Origin of the sequence: Cyclobacterium xiamenense (genome assembly GCF_042140265.1) — a bacterium.
GTDB classification, from domain to species: Bacteria; Bacteroidota; Bacteroidia; order Cytophagales; family Cyclobacteriaceae; genus Cyclobacterium; species Cyclobacterium xiamenense_A.
In genome coordinates this window covers 2,285,868-2,303,730 of record NZ_CP159481.1, presented here as the reverse complement: position 1 = coordinate 2,303,730, position 17,863 = coordinate 2,285,868, and the positions used below count along the sequence as shown (strand labels likewise).

Annotated in this window: 9 protein-coding genes; all 9 read right to left on the bottom strand. The window is 49.7% G+C overall.

From position 1 onward, the window contains the following. Nucleotides 1-11: 11 nt before the first annotated feature. The 9 genes from ABWH99_RS09825 to ABWH99_RS09785 all read right to left on the bottom strand — a co-directional run bounded on the left by ABWH99_RS09825 (nt 12) and on the right by ABWH99_RS09785 (nt 17,665). On the bottom strand, nt 12-2,858 hold the full coding sequence (locus ABWH99_RS09825) for a glycosyl hydrolase (protein ID WP_375586101.1): 2,847 nt from the start codon (nt 2,856-2,858) through the stop codon (nt 12-14). Nucleotides 2,859-3,079: 221 nt separating this feature from the next. Beyond that, nucleotides 3,080-4,003: a dihydrodipicolinate synthase family protein gene (locus tag ABWH99_RS09820; RefSeq protein WP_375586100.1), complete on the bottom strand. Its 924-nt coding sequence runs from the start codon at nt 4,001-4,003 to the stop codon at nt 3,080-3,082. Nucleotides 4,004-4,101: 98 nt separating this feature from the next. Beyond that, nucleotides 4,102-5,550 (bottom strand): sulfatase, encoded by a 1,449-nt coding sequence (locus ABWH99_RS09815; RefSeq protein WP_375586099.1) that lies wholly within the window; start codon nt 5,548-5,550, stop codon nt 4,102-4,104. Nucleotides 5,551-5,641: 91 nt separating this feature from the next. Beyond that, nucleotides 5,642-8,083, bottom strand: coding sequence for a family 78 glycoside hydrolase catalytic domain (locus tag ABWH99_RS09810; protein WP_375586098.1), 2,442 nt, complete (start codon nt 8,081-8,083; stop codon nt 5,642-5,644). 340 nt (nt 8,084-8,423) lie between these two features. Beyond that, nucleotides 8,424-9,929 (bottom strand): S10 family peptidase, encoded by a 1,506-nt coding sequence (locus ABWH99_RS09805; RefSeq protein ID WP_375586097.1) that lies wholly within the window; start codon nt 9,927-9,929, stop codon nt 8,424-8,426. A gap of 204 nt (nt 9,930-10,133) precedes the next feature. Further along, nucleotides 10,134-10,325 (bottom strand): hypothetical protein, encoded by a 192-nt coding sequence (locus ABWH99_RS09800; RefSeq protein ID WP_375586096.1) that lies wholly within the window; start codon nt 10,323-10,325, stop codon nt 10,134-10,136. 658 nt (nt 10,326-10,983) lie between these two features. Next, nucleotides 10,984-12,471 (bottom strand): DUF3863 domain-containing protein, encoded by a 1,488-nt coding sequence (locus ABWH99_RS09795; RefSeq protein ID WP_375586095.1) that lies wholly within the window; start codon nt 12,469-12,471, stop codon nt 10,984-10,986. Nucleotides 12,472-12,614: 143 nt separating this feature from the next. Then, on the bottom strand, nt 12,615-14,342 hold the full coding sequence (locus ABWH99_RS09790; protein ID WP_375586094.1) for a RagB/SusD family nutrient uptake outer membrane protein: 1,728 nt from the start codon (nt 14,340-14,342) through the stop codon (nt 12,615-12,617). 11 nt (nt 14,343-14,353) lie between these two features. Then, on the bottom strand, nt 14,354-17,665 hold the full coding sequence (locus ABWH99_RS09785) for a SusC/RagA family TonB-linked outer membrane protein (RefSeq protein ID WP_375586093.1): 3,312 nt from the start codon (nt 17,663-17,665) through the stop codon (nt 14,354-14,356). Between the last annotated feature and the right edge of the window lie 198 nt (nt 17,666-17,863).

Here is a 17,863-nt window from a genome sequence, read left to right as displayed (position 1 = left end):
TATCGTCGTATTTAATTAGGGTTCAAAAACTGGATATGGGCCTTTCCCAGCAAGCCGGAGGGCAGCAGGGGACTTTCCGCAGTGAATTTACGACGGGCGTTCGTTCGGGTGACCGTCAGCTCCGGATTCCGCTGATCCCCAACAATTCGGTTATTCCATGTATTGATTACCTCGACGGTGAGGGTATTGGTACCCTCCCTTAGGTGTGGAGTAATGCGGGCCGCATAGGGCGGAAGCCAGACGATGCCGCAGTCTTTTCCATTGACATAGACCCGTGCCATTTCCTGAATGTCTTCAAAGCGGGCAAACGCCTCTACCCCTGCTTTCAGCTGAGATTCCTCCAGGAAAAACTCACGGGAATACGTAGCCATGCCGGAGTGATACCGTGCCTCTGACTCCGTTAAATCCGACCAGCTCACAAGGGAATCCAGTTTGAGCGTCAGGGAATCTCCCACAAGCGGATCAAATCGAAGCAACCAATCGTTGGAAAGGTCAAGGGATAAAACAGCCCTATCGGCCAGGCCCTTATCGGGAAAACCACCTTGCAAATCGCGATGCAGCCCCTCGCTGTTCTCGCCGGCCTTGTTTTTTCGGAAAACCACAAAGCGGGAGCCAATGGGCTCCAGCACGAAGTCCATCTGTATTCCATCGGAAAGCCTGGTATACACTACTTCGCGTTGCACAAGGCCCGACGCGGCATCCCAAATTTCCGGGTGCAAATCCGTATCTACACGAAAAACCAGGCTCAGGTGCTCCTGTCGTTCGCTGCTATTGGAAATAAAATAGATTTCTTCGGTATCGGTTTGCCGATGCACAAAATCAATGTGTCGGTCTGCATTGTCCACACCTTTCACTTCCACGTCCGCCCCTACCTGCAGCTCCTCCAATACTTCCTGTATGGACTTTCCCCAGTACACGGTTCCAGCTCCATAGGTATGCGAAAAAACGGTTGTGCCATCGGTATTGCCCCATACCTTATCGGCCAATTCCTTTACCTCCTGATCAACCGCTGGATACCCCTTCAGGGAACTGGCCCTTTTTGGTTTTGGGCCCAGGACAACGGCGCCTTCACGGATCAATTTTTCCAAACTTTTGAGTACGTCGAGGGACATGTCCGCCCTGTCTGGCAATACCAGCAAGCGATAGGAAGCCCCATGTGGAAGCTGTAGTTTTCCCTCCTTTGCTTCCAGCCTGGTCGTGATCACGTCTGCATTCACATAATCGTACGCGTACCCCGGTAAATCACCTGTAATGATGGGCCGGGACATCCCGCAGTGTGGACACTTGGTTTTGTCGTAAAAGTAGGTGGGAAACAGCCCCGGCATATCGGGGGTGTAGTTCGGATCCATTCGTTTGGGAGGTACCAAATTGGGGGCATCGTCTCCGTAATAGAGTAGTACATCGGCCACAAAATTTCCTTGCCGCAGCAGGTAGGACGCACGGGCGATGTAATCCATAAACGGGCGAGACAACGGCCACCAGGTGGCGTTAACGTTTACATGCTCTCCTGCATGGTACACGAAACCGGGCTTTCCTGCAATCGCCGGGTTGTGCGAAAAGGTGTGAAAAACGACCTGATTCAACCCCTCGCAAAATGCCACGTCTACCAATTGCTTGAAATCGGTGGGCCCGTGTTGCCAATGATTCCATCCGGTCAGGGATTCGGAGGCGACCACTTTGTGTCCGTAAATATGGGCTGCACTGGCCGCTTCTTTGGTCACCCAATGCCGTTGCCTATTCCAAAACTCTCCCATGGGGATGTGCGAATGGCCCAGTGCCTTCAGTGGCTCCACTCTGGGATGCCCCCCGTGGCCTGCTTCCGTTATCATTTGGATCCCGTGTTCATCGCCTATCGTTACCGCCTGGGCGTAGTGGTTTTCGATAAGTAGGTCGCTTACCAGTCGCCGATAGTCTCCCTCAAACCGGGCTTGTATCAGGGAATCGGTGTGATGAAAGCCCTGCAAAAGGGGTAGAAATGGGGTGGGATCGTACCCGTAGCGTTGCTGAAATTGTTCCAGAAACCCACTCGTCCAGTCCTTCATTTGCCATACTTCGTAGCTGTCCAGAAAAATAAACTTCATTTTCCTTTCGGTGGTACTGATTCGATCCAGGCGAGATAGCAATTCCTCTAAATGGCGCGCGGTAGCCGGACCACTCAGGTGGTCGATGATCAAACCCGATGAATTGGGGCTGGGCACCACCAGCGGCTGCATGGTATTGCAACTAAAAAAGGAAAGAATTTCCCACTTCCCCTCAGGTGCCTGCCAGCGCAGGTTTCCGCCCGACCATTCCTGTTCGGAAAAGAGAATGACCTCCTCTGTAGAAAAGGACTGGTTCGGGTGTCTGGGAATCGCAATTACTGTTAGAAGTTCGCAGTTTTCTGCCTTCCCCCGTGGAGATTCAGGGTTTGTTAGCTCGATTTCGACCGCGGCGGGACCCTCAACAGCATGGGAGGAACTCAATAATTCTTTGCTACCGTCCGCCGTCTCCACCCATTCGCCTCCCGAATTCCAACTACTGGCAGCACTCATCCCCAGATCCAATCCCAGGGAGTCGCTGGTAGCCAAGGCGAGGGCAAGGTACCTGAGTGATTCCGGGCCCAGAAAGGCAGGACCATCCGGAATCATCCCATCGGGGTTAATCAGGGCACCGATGTCCCAAACGATTGCGCCCCGCATTCCCTTCTCTTTCATCTCCGTCAACTCATGTACCAATTTCACCGTATCAACGTACCCGTTCATCCAGGTCCACAGTGCCATGGGTCGGCTCTCGGTAGGAGGATCAAGAAATGCCTCTTCTAACCGATCGGAGGCTCCCGGGGGATCCGTAGGATTGCAAGCAGGCAGGAAACTACCCATAATTACCAAAAAAACAATTGCCAGGGGGCGTTTTCTACTGCGGACGAGAGGGTTGACTTGTGATTGCATGATACGGAAAAACCTTTGCCACTAATGGGGATTGGGAATTTTAAATATAGATCGATTCGGTCGGTAAAACTTTCAATATATTACCGAAACAGTGTGTTATTTTAACCCAAGCTTGTCCTGGCTTTTCCATTTTCTACAGACAGGTGCCGCCATTAAAGGGCTTCACGGCCCCTTTTTATTTCATTTTCCAACTGGATTACCCCTTGGATCAACCTGTTAGCGGTTACCTGATGTTGGGAATCAAACTGAATCGAAGACACCCGTACACCTGCTGTAGGATAGATCCCCTGGCTAGCCAACAGGCGTTTAAAAAAATGAATCGAAACCTCCAGGTGCTGATTGGAAAAGGCCAGTACCGGGAGGATCCGGTAAAACAGGTCAGTGGCTTCTTCTGTTTTGCCCTGATTCCAACAGCGATAAATCTCGGTATACACCCAATGCATGGCGGTGGGCATGAATGCATGAACCCCTCTTTCCAGGCCTTCGATCATCTGTGATACGGCCCATCCCCCGCTGACGTTTAATAGCCCGTTAGTCAGTGAAAGTATCCTGGAATATTTGTAACCGGCGGGAACCGTTTCGACTTTCAGGCAACGAAATGCCTCCACGCTTTCAAATAGCTCACCGATTAAATCGTCGGGGAGTCCATAGCCGGATGCATCCCAATCTTGCAGCATGATGGTTTTTACATCCATTTCTGCCAAACGGTAAAAATCAGTTCTGAACTGTTCCTCATCCCGAAAGGGAATTTGGAAAAGCACCTGCTTGCAACCCAGCTCAAGGTAGGCGGCCAGCAGAGTTTTTCTCCTGGCAGGGTCCGGTTCACCCGCACCGGCAAACACCGGCACCTCCCCATTCACCGTTTCCAGGACGGTTTCCACGAGTTTGATTCGCTCCGAAGGAGAGAGTTGATATACTTCGGAAGCAAGGGCCGGTACCAGAAAGCCCGCTACTCCAGCCGCCAGGGCTTCCCGCACGTGCAGGCGCACCGCTCCGTAATCGATGGCCCCATCGGTTTTAAACGGCGTATTCAATACCGTAACGATACCAAAAAGCGGATACAGGGTTTTATTCATCGGGCACGGGTTAATCCGGGTTCTGTCTTACCGTTTCAAGGTAAGGAATACCCCTGGGAAAACGAACACGATCGACTTGTTTTCCTTTTTCAAGTATTTTATAGAAAACCCGCTTCAAATTCGGGCAACAAATGATCATTCGTACGCTTCATTTCCCGGAGTAACCGCCCTTTTAGTCGATCTACAACCTCCCTATACGCCGGATCATCCATGAGGTTGGTAAGTCCATCGGGGTCCCTGGCGAAATCGTATAGCTCCTCCGGTACGCGGTATTCGTACATCTTGAGGCGCTCGGCCACGGCTTCGTCCCGGGGAGCCGCTTCCTGCATGGCGGCATAGGTTCTGCCACTGGCGGCATCTCCCCGAATCTTGTGTTCCCCATCACTCCAAAAATTAACAATGTACCCGTAATCTCCCTCCTGTACACAGCGCATGGAATAATCTACGCCCGCAAAAATCTTATGAAATTCGGTAAAGACGCGCGTTCTGTTCCGTTGGCTCTTGCCTTTCAGGACCGGAAGGAAGGAGCTCCCGTCCATATCCGGTACCGTTGGTAGATGCAGGGCGTGTAGAATAGTGGGCATAAAATCATTTCCGGAAATAAAATGGGTGCTGTCTACCCTACCCTCGGGAATTTTGCCTGGCCATTTTACAATCCAGGGAGTTTTGTTGCTGTTCAGGTAACAATTCGACTTGCCAAAGGGCAGGGCCATGCCGTTGTCACTAAGAAACATGACAAGTGTGTTTTCGGCCATTCCGGATTCGTCGAGGGCCTGCATCAAGGTACCGACCGTCTGATCCAACCGGTACACCGAGGTGTAGTACTCGGCGATTTCCCGCCGGATTTCCGGCAGGTCCGGTAGGAATTCAGGTACCTGCACCTCATCGGGATGTATGGTTCGCGTGGCTACCGGCAGATCATCTCCCCACTGTTTTTTTTCCTGTTCGCTACCGGCAAAGGGTCGGTGCGGATCGTGGCTATTCGCCATAAGAAAAAAGGGCTTGTCTTCTTTTTTTGACCTATTGAAGAACTCCAAAGCATAGTGGTAATACAAGTCGGGATCCCTGCCGATACCCAGCCCGGATGCCAAATCCCCTTCACGGATGTAATAATCCCAGTGAAACTTCTCGGTGGGCTTCAGGTGGATTTCTTTTCCCAAAATACCATTCAGGTAGCCGACCTTTTTGAGCTGCTCCGGCAAGGTAGCTACCGAAGTATCGATTGGCTCGAAGCCGAGGGCGCCGTTGGTATGGGGATAACGGCCCGTCAGGATCGATTGCCGGGAAGGTTGGCAAACCGCAATGTTGACAAAGGCATTTGTAAAACGAATACCTTCTTCGGCCAGCTTGTCCAGGTGAGGGCTGATATTGGAAACCGTACAACCGTACACCCCTACTGAATTGTAATTCAAATCGTCTGCGGTAATGAGCAGTACGTTTGTAGGGCGATACACCGCTTCCTTGTTTTCGGAGGAGGCACACTGTACCAGGCACAAACCGCCCAGGAAAAGGGCGAATAGGGTACCAATTTTTGACTTTTTATGCATGAATTGTTCGAATTTTGTGGACTGGGCAGGAACCGATCCCGGGAATTAAATTTTCGACAGTCCTGCCCTACTACATACGGTTTCGATTGCCTCAGTTGGAAACACGTAGCGTGTACGCTCCGGCTTCCAAGATAAAATTTCCGTCCGCGAGGCCCTCGGTATGCTCTGGCTGAAATTCCTCCGGGTGTTGTGCCACTACGAGTGTCTGTGAACGGAGAAGGGCGATCGAGACCCGGGCCCTACTGCCTTGGGGTACCTCCATTTCATAGGTAATGGTGCCTTCGGTGTCTTTTTTCCAATTGGAGATAATTTCCCCATGGGGAGAAGGATACGTACTGCGAACAAAATTCAGATCCCGGGGAACCCGTGGTGCCAGCACAAATTCTCCAAAACCAGGGTGTTCCGGATCCGGGCGAATCCCCCCCAACCATCGGTAGAACCACTCCGTCACCGATCCAAACATCGGATGGCAATTGGTAAAGGTATTGTCACTTTCCTTCCAGGTTTCCCAGATGGTCGTAGCGCCCCGGTCGATCATGTGGCCCCAACCGGGGTATTCCCTGCTGTTTACGATGGCAAAAACCTCGTCAATCGAGGCATGCTCCGAAAGGGTTTCCAGAATGTATTTGGTCCCAAAAATCCCGGTGGTAAAATGACCTGCCGGTGCCTGTCGGACCGCCTTTCGCAGGGAATCCCGTGCCGCCCCCAACTCCGACTTTGGAACGATCCCGTGGTACAGTAAGGTAGAAAACAACGTTTGTCGGTTGATGGGACCTTCCACGGACTGCTCCCAAAATTCTGATCTCAGCAGGCCCTGCAGGCGATCGGCCAATTGCCGAAACCGCTCCTCGTTCGCGGCATCTTCCATGACCGATGCAAACGTGGTCATGATCCGGGCACATTGCAGGTAATGGGCCGTGCCCGTGAGTTGCACCGGAACGGGATCCAGAGACTCGTGATCACTTAAACCGCTGTTCACCAAACCCTCCGGATGGATCCGGGCCACCTTTTCCATCCAGCGGAGGTTTTGCTCGTACAGCTCCTCAATCAAATCTACATGGTTGTAATACAGGTACAGGTAATATTGAGTGATCAGGTACGCGGACTCCCAGCTGATGCCACAATACTGAATGCCGGCAAAGGGTGCGGTATCCACAAAAGTCGAATCATTCATGGCATCCACCCAATCGTACACCGTTTTTCGGTAAAAATCCTCCATGTCGAAATTGTACATAAACGACTCGTTGGTGGCATTTAGGTCGCCCCCATAGCCAAATTTTTCGCGAACGGCACAATCGGATTGTACGCTTACCAAATTGGAAAGAAAGGTTCGTTTGGTCGCCTCCTGAATTTGGTTCAGCAAGGGACTGGAACTGCTGAAATTGCTTCGATCCGGCACGTCGGAATAGGTAAACCAACCTTGTATATCCCTCAGATCAGGAGCCTCTTGGAGACCGGATATCTCCATGTAGCGGTAGGTTCGGTAAACAAAATCGGGTGTAAAAAAGGCCTGCCTTCCGGCTGGGACATAGCTATCCGTTTGCCAGGCAATGGCAGGAGCTCCGGGACCACCGATTCCCTCGCGCTTGATCTGCCCCACCACGGTCGTCATGGGGTTCAGACTTCCGTCTTCGTAGACCCGCTCGCCAAACCGAAAGGTAAGCGTATCGGTTGCGTTGGCAGGTATTCGAATACGGTAGGTTCCGGTAAAATTCACCCCCATGTCCACCAGGTATTTTCCGTCCGGGAGGCTGCTAACGGAAACTGGCTGAATTTCCTGCATTTTTTTGACCGGAGGGAAAAAGGCGGGTTGAAGCAGACCTCCAGGACCATCTCCCTGCTGCGCCGTCTTCCAGGAATCGCCTGCGAAATTCGGTGAATCCCATCCTGGTATTTCCTTACCCTGGTCGTATACCACGCCTATGTACACACTGTTTTTTTGAAGGGGCCCGTACGCGTAATCCCAGGAACCGTCCGTCACCACCTCCGAAGTTTGTCCGTCTGAACGATACACCACAAGCCTTGCGATAAAAGTGGGTTTACCCACATTCAAATCTTCCCTGGGGTTTCTTCGCCCCCATTTCCGCAAGGGAAGGGGATTGTAAAATCCATTCCCCAGGCTTACTCCGAGACAATTCGAACCTTGCTGCAATTGGTGACCTACCTCGTAACTGCTGTAGTAGATACGCTTGCTGTAGTCGGTCCAAGCAGGATCCAGGACGTTTTCCCCAATGGGCTGTCCATTCAGCGAAGCCTTGTAATAGCCTGCCGCCGTTATGAATAAGCGGGCACTGTCTATTTTTTCTGCCAATCCAAATTCCTTGCGAAAAAGCGGCGCGGGGCGGGGCAAATAAAAAAGCGAGTCTTCATCAGGCAGTTCTTCTGCAACCTGAATCCATTTAGCCGCCGTGTCCTCGCACAGTGCACACTCCGGCAGGCTTTTATGGGATTCCTGACAAGATGCCGCAAACAAAAGCGGTAGTAGCCAGAAACGGCCAATTGTTTTGGTTACCATCGGTTGTATCTCCTTCATTGTTTTTTTTCTGAAGTCCGGTTTAATTAACTAACCCGGTTAGCCATTTTGTGCACCAACCAGGTCTGGCTACTTTTGAGTTACGACACAAAAAAGCTGGCCATGGGTAAAAGTAATAATTTGAGCGGACAGCCCATATTCAATCAGTTGACTACGTTCATTGACAACAGAGACCTACGGAAAACAGCCCGAAAACAGGAAAACGGAGCGTTGTGACAAGACGTGTACGACTTATCATCTCTTTTTTCCTTGTGTTCTCATGTCTACTACTGATAAATTTAAATTCCAAGCTTTGACAGCGTTGAAAATACCGTGTTATTGTGCTCCATTATAGCCTACATCAATACGTTGCCGCTTCACCCTTCCCGGGGATGGATTGTTGAATAAACTCCCGGAGATCATTGGTAGAAGTTACCAAATCTTCCTCCCTCACATACATCATGTGACCGCTTTCGTATACTTTAAAATGCAAACGATCTTTCATTTTACCACTTGGATCAAGCTTCCACATGCCATTCATTTGTCTAAAATAATTGACCAACATGTCGTAATACCCGGCTTGAAATAATACTTCAAGTTTGGGATTTTGCATCATGGCATTGCGCAATTTCTCCCCGGTCCCATCCGTAAATCTATCCCATGGCCAGGGAAATACAGGACCAGAAACAAGGTATTGCAGGTCTGTTTTAAAATTTAAATCATTTCGAAGATACGTATTAATGGCAGGCGTGAAGGCATTATCCCAGGCAGCTGACTCAGGTGGAGTACTTCCGGTAAAGGTATCGCCCCCGTCCATTTTATCGATACCTTTGTACCGCGCATCCGAAAGACCCAGGAAATAGCCTTCCTCCCTTAGCAACTCTTTTCTGAATGCTTTAGTGGGGACTGTCAGGTTGTGGTCCAATATGAATTCCTTTTTGAGACCGGTGTACCGGGCTACTTTTTCTGCAACGGCTTGTTTCTGATCTTCATCGATAAATCCCCCTCGTTCGACTGCCGGCAAATATTCATCAATGGCGTAGGTTTCAACTTCCTGGAGAACATCCGTAAGATTTTTTTGCTGTAAATCGTCAGGTAGCTTGTTGTGATACCAGGCTACCGCAGTGTAGTTGGGTAACTGTAGTACTTCATTACTTGCGATCGGTAGTTCCATTTTGGTGCCGGAAACAATAACTACTCCGTTGAGGTAAATCCCATGCTTGTCTTGCAGTTCACCGGATAAGCCCGCTACGCGGGTGGCCGAATAACTCTCCCCAATCAGGTATTTTGGCGATCTCCACCGCTCCTGTCGTGATAAAAAATTGTCAATCCAGTCAGCCAGGTAGCTGATGTCCTGATACACCCCAAAAAAATCTTCCCGCTTGCCGTCATTCAATAGGCGTGAAAAACCCGTATTAACCGGATCAACATATACGATGTCGGCTACATCTATAATTGAATGGGGATTATCGACGACGCCATAGGGTTGTATGGGATATCCCTCATCACTTAATTCCAACCGCTTGGGACTTGTATAGCCCAAATGCATCCACAACGATGCAGCGCCCGGCCCTCCGTTGAACGAAAATGCAATGGGTCGATTTTCGACCTGATCGACATCATTGCGTTTGTAATAGGTATAAAACAGCGCTGCATCAGGTGCTCCATCTGCACCGTATACCGGCTGCGTGCCTACCGTCACCTGATAGGCTATTCTTTTCCCGTTAACCGTCACTTCATCAGAAGAGACAATAGTAGTGTCAGCCGGTAACGTGCTCTTTTGAGCATGCACAGAAGTAACGCAAACAAGTAGTAAAAGAAAAGGAGAAATTAGTTGATAGAGAAATTCGCCGGTTTTATTACACATGATAAGGTATTTATTTAGGAGTTAAACTTTTTATAATTTTTCCGCAGATGCCGTAAAGACTGCACAAAAGCATCAAGGATGCCGACGGGTGACTCAACCGGGTTGCATTCCTCGTTAATGCTAATAACTTAAGAAAAAACATCCTATTTGGGTACTGGTTTCAGAACAAGAAAATCAAAACTTTTTCATTTTGAAACGAAAAGGTTAAGCTAAAAGACTTAACTTAACAGCTTTGGGTTCGGGTGCCCCTCTAATGATGGCAATTCCACCTAGAATATTATCCATGAGCTTTTCCCTGCGGCTGGCGTATTCCTCTTTTTCGAAGATGAGCTGTGCATTTCCCTCAATTACCGTGAAGCTAAGCAACAGCGTTAGAAATAAAGCAGATTTTATCATTCCTGGATTATTGGTTTTATGTAATCAAAAGAAAAAAGGGAACCATTTGATGCCAGTTTATCAGTTGGTTTGAGGTGGGTCCTATTTGGCATCATTCGCTAAAATTACAAGGTTTGCGCTGGTTAATCCTCAAGCATCTTAGCCAAAAAATATGGTATGTTAACACTAAGCGAGCTGAATTGAAGTATCTTCTTTGCCTTTCGTGAAGGCCTACATGTGATACTAAAAAATTTCCAAAGCATCAATGGGTTCAGAGTCCAATTTACGTGGGATTCGATGCTAAATGAAGTTTCATTTACTGCCCAGCTCTTTACTATGCAAGTTTGCGGTTCGAAGGTTCGGCGTAGGACATTTTTTACGATGGCCTGCACCCATCGCTGGGAGATCTTGCCCTTTCAGCACTGGCGTAACGGAAAACTGACTTATTTCTACACCTTGAAAATAGGACAAATACCCATACAGATTTTTACGACCTGACAGATTATACTATACAAACCGGAGCCCTGAAAGGGCGCAATATCAGTGCGCAGGGTGAAGCCCTGTGAAAATAATCGATAAGACCAACCCCAGCCCTGTAGGGGCAAGATAGGTTCGTCTATCCCTACACCTGTTCAGAAAAAAATCAACGGGTATACTTTTTCAGGATTAGTCAAAACCGTTAGTTAATACTCAGCGGATGCCCTTCCTCGAATAAAACCGGGTACCTCTTTTTGATCATCTCCTGTTCTTCCGGATACAATGCCTCTATTTCCATCGGTACATCTTGCGGCCGGCTTCCTTTTTGATTTAGACGATTCATCAGGCTCCAGTTGCGAATGGGATGTCCGGGTCGCGGATCAGGCGGTTCCTGCGCTTTTAAATCGTATCTGGTGAAGTCTATGACCTTTTCCGGTGTCTGTTCGATCCAGTTTCTGAGTGTTGCTAATCGAAAATCCTTGTTCATAAACCAGCGGATCTCCAGTTCCGGTTCGGATCCGCAGATGCCGGACCCCCGGTGTACAAAGCGGTAATCCAATTGGTCATTACTTTTGAAATGCTCCCGCCAAAGCATTCCGAATTCTCCATGCGTGATGGCTTTGGCATCTGGCCAGCGGCGGCGAATTTCACGGAGCCAGATATCCAGCCCTTCCATACCGTTCCTTCCCTGGTAGCCCGGCCATAGCTTCCTGGCTTCGACCAGGCTCAGTTCCCAAATAGAGGTCACCCAGGCGAAACCATTCCCTTCGAATCCGGTATCAAAGTGGGTGGACGTTGTGGCAAGCATTTGTCTGACTCCTCGTTCTGTACCGAGTCGGATCAGGGTTTCGATGGGACCTACCCCCATCCGGCTACCACAATTGACGCCGTCGATTCGTCTGGCACCGGGATACCTGGCATTCAGAAAATCCACGGTCCAGCCATCGAGATTTACACAATCAATTTGATCGGAAACTCCCTGGGCGGGCTTGTTGAAATGCTCGGTAGATGGATAGTAAGGGTACACAAGGGACCCGTCCCCGTCCCCATTGTCTACCGCATACTGGCTCCATATGGTGCCCTGTGCCACATGTATGTCTTCTTCTTCTGCAAGATAACGGAGATTATCGGCAGACAGAAATCCTCCAATAACAGCCTGCGGACGGTACCCATGCCCCACCATGTCCGACACCATTTGTAAACCCTCATGCAGGTCACGGTTGGTTTGTTCCCGAGCGTTGTACATGGGAGAGAAATAGGCGCCCGGTATAAAGGTGATTTCGTCCCCGTATTTTTTATGATAGGAGACGATAAGTTGCCGCAATTCCCGATAGTTTTGCCGTTGATCTTGCAAGGCAAGCCAGCTGAAGGCCCAGGTCATGCGGGCTCCCGGCCATGCCTTCTCGAAGGCTTCACGTAACATACGGGCTTCACGTGGACTGTGCACGGCCGACTCATCCACCCCCCTGGACTCGGTTCGGGTGGTTTCGATTTGGTTTACCCGAACCACGGAGGCAAAGGTAAGGAATCGGTTTCCCATCAGCTCCAAAGGCTTTCCCCGATCAATCTGCGAACGATTCCCGTCCAAATCAGCAGCCTCGGTTTGCCCGCATACGATCCACGCTCCAGATAGGGTTAGGGTCAGGAAACCCCAGACCAGGAACGTCAGAAGCAGTTGTTTTTTTTTCATTTGCTGAAAATAAAGATAGCGTTGTTTGGAAAAGGGCTATGGTCGAAGGGGCTGTAAAAAGCAGGCTACGTCCGCGCAGACCGGATAGTCGCGCCGACGCAGCCATGCATCATTCGTTTATTTTTAGTTAGGAACAGGTTACCTTACCAACCCGGGTTTTGGTCGAGATTCGGATTCAGTGTCAGCTCATTGGTGGGCAAGGGTATCAGGTAGTCCCGCTCCGGATCAAATCCGTATCCCCCGTCCGGACCACTTAACCGATCCCGAAATGGATCAAAGAATCCGTCCGGATTTATCGGAACATTTGATATTTCCTGTAATTCAGGCGTAGCAAAAGTACCGACAAATCGCTTGCCTGCCCAATATTCGTGGGCTCTCCACCGCATCAAATCGTCAAAGCGAAACCCTTCTGCAAACAATTCCACCACCCGCTCTCTTCTGATTTCCTGTAAATAATCCGGCAAAGAATAGCCGTAATCCGGCCAGTTCGGATCAGGAGTGATATCGTTCAAGATCAGGTGAGGCATCCCTACCCTGTCCCGGAGGAGATTGATGGTCATGTCCACATCCGCCTGCGTCAGCGTACCCAGTTCTGCTTTCGCTTCGGCATAAATCAACAGGGCCTCGGCATACCGCATAAAGATATAATCAACGTTGCCGTTATTGATGCCCACAGCCGGGTCTACGACGATATGGCGAAATTTTTGCGATTCAATGCCAGTCCCACTATTATCTACATCCGGAGCCTCGAAGTACAAGGTGTCCGTGCCTTGGATTCGTCGGATATCCCCCGGCACCATAAACGTCTGCGCAAGTCTGGGATCGCGATTCGTTTCCAGTATATCTAAGGTCTCATCACCCACAAAATTTGGGCTGACCGCTATGGGCAACCCGTCGTTGCTCAGATAAAACCGGGATGCATCGTAGGTATAGCCGTATCCGTTTGGCCAGTTCCATAGTTGATTACTAAAGCTGTCTCCGTTTACCCGATCAAAATGTTGGTAAAAAATCACCTCCGGGTTACCGGCATAGTTTACCTGGTTAAAGAGCTCAAAGTAGACGCTGCTGCTATCTCCGGTCACCAGGGAAAAATTTCCCTCGTCCATGAGCTGCTTCGCAGCGGCTGCTGCTTGTTGGATGTATCCGCTACCATCCGTTTGTCCGGCAAAGACGGTGCCCTGATGGTATTTTTCCCAGGTACCGGCAAATAAGGCTGCTCTGGCTTTGAATAACAAGGCTATGTCTCTGCTCAACCGGGTTCCGGGCGTCGCCAACTGATTGCTTGGGTCCATTTTGGAGATGGCCATATCGATATCGCTGAGAATAAAATCAAAGACCTCCGTCCGGTTGGCTCGGCCACCGTACAAGATATCCTCATCTTCTGCCATAACGGGAACCGTAATGATCGGCAAGGCGCCAAAATCCTTAAAGAGGTCAAAGTAAAACCAGGCCCGGAAGAAATGCCCTTCGCCCACGTAATGCTCTCGCATCGCTCCCCCTTCGGGAACGCGGTCGACATTGGCGAGGAAATAGTTAACGTTTCGAATATTTTCCCAATTCCAGCCGCCGCCGGAACCCGGTACGTTCAACACACCGTCCATGCGTTGGGTAAAGGTACCGCCAAAGGCATTGAGGCCTTCGAGTGCAAAGTCGGTTCCCTCGTCCTTGGTGGGTGCCTTTCCACCGCCAGACGCTGGCCATCCCTCGAATTCGTCATAAAACGAGTTCAGAAATAACTCCAGATCGGACTGACTATTCCAGAATTCCGGATCGGATATCTGATCGAGTGGCGATCGCTCCAGAAAATCTTCCTGACAAGAAACCAGAAATGTTCCTGATATAAGTAAGAATATATAAAATAGCTTTTTCATGGCGTCTTTTTTTAGAAATTAAGGTTTAAACCGGCAGACATGGTCGTACTCAGCGGATAGGCATCTCCCGCACCGTACCATCTTCCGGCAAGTGCCTCCGGATCAAAAAACATCAAATCGGTAAAGGTTAACAGATTCTCACCCGACACAAAGATCCGGGCATTCGTTAAAAGCACCTTTTCTGCAATTTTTCGCGGAAGCGAATACCCAATCTGCAGATTTTTAAGCCGCAGATAGGCGGCATTTTGAAGCAGGTGATCCGTAGGTCTTCCGTAGTTTTTTACGTTTTCGCCAAAAAACTGGGCATATGGCCTTGGGAAATAGGCATCGGGATTCGCACCCAATACACTGGTTTCGTCACGCCAGTAATCCATATGACCTTCGAGGACATTGTTGTGCATCGGACCGGCAGCGGGCCCCCTAAATACGGAACTGCTCCCAAAGGTCCAATCTCTTTTCGCCACTCCCTGAAAGAAGACCGAAATATCGAAGTTTTTGTACTGTGCGCTCAAATTCAATCCATACGTGTATCTCGGCGTGGTATTTCCAATGATCTCCTGGTCGCCGGGATTGGTCACCGTATTGTCTCCAATATCGATTTTACCATCTCCGTTCAAATCTTTGTACCGAAAATCACCCGTTCTCCACACGCCGGAATAGATGAAACTCTGATCTACCCCTTCATTGATTTCCGCCTGGGTTTGAAAATGGCCGTCGTAGCGGTATCCCCAAATCTCATTCAGGTCCTGACCCGGGTAAAAGATGTCATTACCTAATAATCTGTTCGGATTGTTGTAATCCACCACGGTACTTCGGAAATCCGCCAACTGGCCCCTGATTTCGTAGCGGAAATCCTGGTTTACCTGATTCTTCCAGGAAAGCTCCAATTCCCATCCCCGGGTCATGATTTCTCCCTCGTTTCGTTTCGGAACGGTAGAGCCCAATACTGCCGGAAGGGGCTGGCCCGGTCCGACCAAATCGGAGGTCCTGGTTTCGTAGACACCGAACGATACCCCTAACCGATTGTTGAGTAACTCGGCATCAATGCCCAGGTCCAGTGTAGATACCGTTTCCCAGGATAAATTCACACTATTCAGGTTGGGTGCACCCACTGTCCAGGCCCGCTGCGTTCCAAATAGCCAGTTATTGGTTTGGCGAATAGGCATGGTCGGTATAAATAGATAATTGGCCACATCCTGATTACCCAGGGTTCCATAGGATCCCCGAACTTTTAACAGATCAAATAAATTCGTTCCTGACATAAAATTCTCCTCCGATAGGATCCAGCCTGCCGATACCGAGGGGAACACGCCCCATCTTTCAGCTTCTTCAAATCTGGAGGATCCATCCGTCCTCATGTTTACTTCAAGCAGGTACTTTTCGTCGAAAATATAGTTGAACCTTCCAAAAAAACTTTGTGTGGACCAGTGTCCTACCCCGTCCGTTACCAGCTGATCGCCCACGGCCGTACTGATCGAAGGAATGGCATCACTCAATAAGAAGAAACTTCTCGCACCCAAATTGCTAAAGGTATACTCCTCTTGTTGGTACCCAAGCATCAATTGAAGGTCATGCATTCCAAATACCCTGGAGTACGAAGAGTAGATGTTCGGAGAAAGATAGGTATCTCTTCTCAACTCGTTGTGATACTCCGTTGACTCGCGGTTTTGGGGTATAAAATCGATCTCTCCTCCTGAGAAATTGGGGCCATCACCGGGCCGGACCCAAGGATATTGCAAGGCTGTCCGGGTATCTTCCACCTGAGTCGAATTGTAATTGACCTGTATGGTAGTCACCCAACCTTTTATTGGTTCTAACGCTATTTTTGGTGAAAGGACGATCTGGTTATCGTTAATTGTTTGCCGCACTTTTCTCCAGGCCTCCACATTGGTCTGTTGGGTCCAGATATCGGTCCCGGGATACTTGGCCGGGGTACCAAATTTTATTTTTCCAATCCAATTCATGTACCAGGCACGTCCAAAGTTCTGGTTCCAGGGAAAATCTTCATTTTCGGATTTGTATTTAACAAATAGATCCAGGTTCATCCAATCCGTGACCTTGGCACCGATTTTAGCATCCACATTAAATCGATTAAAGGACTCATCCCCGAATCTCAAAAGTCCGTCCTCCTCATAAAAGCCAGTGGACACATAATAATTCACACTTTCGTTTCCACCTGAAACAGACAGGTTATGTTTTACCCGAAAGGAATTGTCCCTCATGATCAAATCTCTAATGCCGTCGTTTGCCACACCTCTGGTACCCGTGTTCATCAGGTCCCAATTGTCGCCCGAACCAAGGGGTAACATGCCGGGGGCACTTCCTGGATTCGCCAGGTTCTGTTCCAGTCGTTGAATGGCTTCCTCCGGGTAAAATGGGGAGGCTCCGAAATTGGTCCGGGCATCGTTTAAGGCATGGGCCCAGTCCGTTCCTCCCTGTAGCTCTGGCCAGATGGTGGGACTGCTTAATCCGGCGTTTGTTGAATAGGAAATTCGTGATCCTTTACTGCCTTTTTTGGTGGTAATCAGGATCACCCCATAGGCTGCCCGCGCCCCGTAAATGGAGGTGGAAGCAGCATCTTTTAACACCGACACCGATTCGATATCGTTGGGGTCAATGTCGTTGATACCCATCGGTACCCCATCCACCAATACAAAGGGAGCGGTGTTTCCCTCAAAGGACGCCAAACCACGAATGGTCATGGCCATGTCCGCACCCGGCTCTCCTCCCGCAGTGTTGGGTTGAATGACCAGATTGCTCACCAGTCCTTGCATGGCCTGCTGTACGTTGGTTACCGGGCGATTTGCCATGTCCTCTCCCCTTGCAGTGGAGACCGCACCGGTAAGGTTGATTTTCTTTTTGGTACCGTATCCAACGACCACCACTTCGTTTAGGGAGGATAAACTTGCCTGTAGGGAAATATCAATCTGGGTCTGATTGCCCACCACTACTTCCTGACTTTCAAAGCCGATAAAGGAAAACACCAGCGTGGATCCCTCCTCTACCGAAAGCGTGTATTGACCATCGATATCCGTGACCGTCCCGTTTGTCGTACCCGCCACGGTGACCGATGCTCCCGGAAGGGGCTCTCCGGCATCGTCAGTGACGGTGCCGCTGACCTGGACTTCTGCCCAGGGAAGGGCTGCAGCGTCGGCATAAAGACCTTCATCGGCCCCATCCCTGGCCGAAAGGGGACCGGTCGCGAATATCAGGCAGGCCAGGCACCCAAGAAAATAACCCGGGAACCTTTTGATAAAAGCGACTGATCGTTGATCAAGCCGCTTATCTTTTAGTTTAACTCTATCAGTATCAGTTGTTTTCATAATATTTTGGTTAAATAAATGATTCTTAAATGTATCAAGACCACCCGGCTTTCCTATCCAGTATTTTAACCAAAATGTGTCCTATGTTGACAAAGGAGCCTTTCGGCACCACCTAAAAGCAAGATTTCATCTGGATTGAATAAAAAAAACAGCCCGCAGCAAAGGGCTGTTCGATCGGTCGAAGGATATGCGAAAGGG

Bases quoted from the DNA above. Each gene is read 5' to 3' on its own strand.
- ABWH99_RS09825 (WP_375586101.1), bottom strand. From the start codon at position 2,858: ATGGGTAGTTTCCTGCCTGCTTGCAATCCTACGGATCCCCCGGGAGCC.
- ABWH99_RS09820 (WP_375586100.1), bottom strand. From the start codon at position 4,003: ATGAATAAAACCCTGTATCCGCTTTTTGGTATCGTTACGGTATTGAAT.
- ABWH99_RS09815 (WP_375586099.1), bottom strand. From the start codon at position 5,550: ATGCATAAAAAGTCAAAAATTGGTACCCTATTCGCCCTTTTCCTGGGC.
- ABWH99_RS09810 (WP_375586098.1), bottom strand. From the start codon at position 8,083: ATGAAGGAGATACAACCGATGGTAACCAAAACAATTGGCCGTTTCTGG.
- ABWH99_RS09805 (WP_375586097.1), bottom strand. From the start codon at position 9,929: ATGTGTAATAAAACCGGCGAATTTCTCTATCAACTAATTTCTCCTTTT.
- ABWH99_RS09800 (WP_375586096.1), bottom strand. From the start codon at position 10,325: ATGATAAAATCTGCTTTATTTCTAACGCTGTTGCTTAGCTTCACGGTA.
- ABWH99_RS09795 (WP_375586095.1), bottom strand. From the start codon at position 12,471: ATGAAAAAAAAACAACTGCTTCTGACGTTCCTGGTCTGGGGTTTCCTG.
- ABWH99_RS09790 (WP_375586094.1), bottom strand. From the start codon at position 14,342: ATGAAAAAGCTATTTTATATATTCTTACTTATATCAGGAACATTTCTG.
- ABWH99_RS09785 (WP_375586093.1), bottom strand. From the start codon at position 17,665: ATGAAAACAACTGATACTGATAGAGTTAAACTAAAAGATAAGCGGCTT.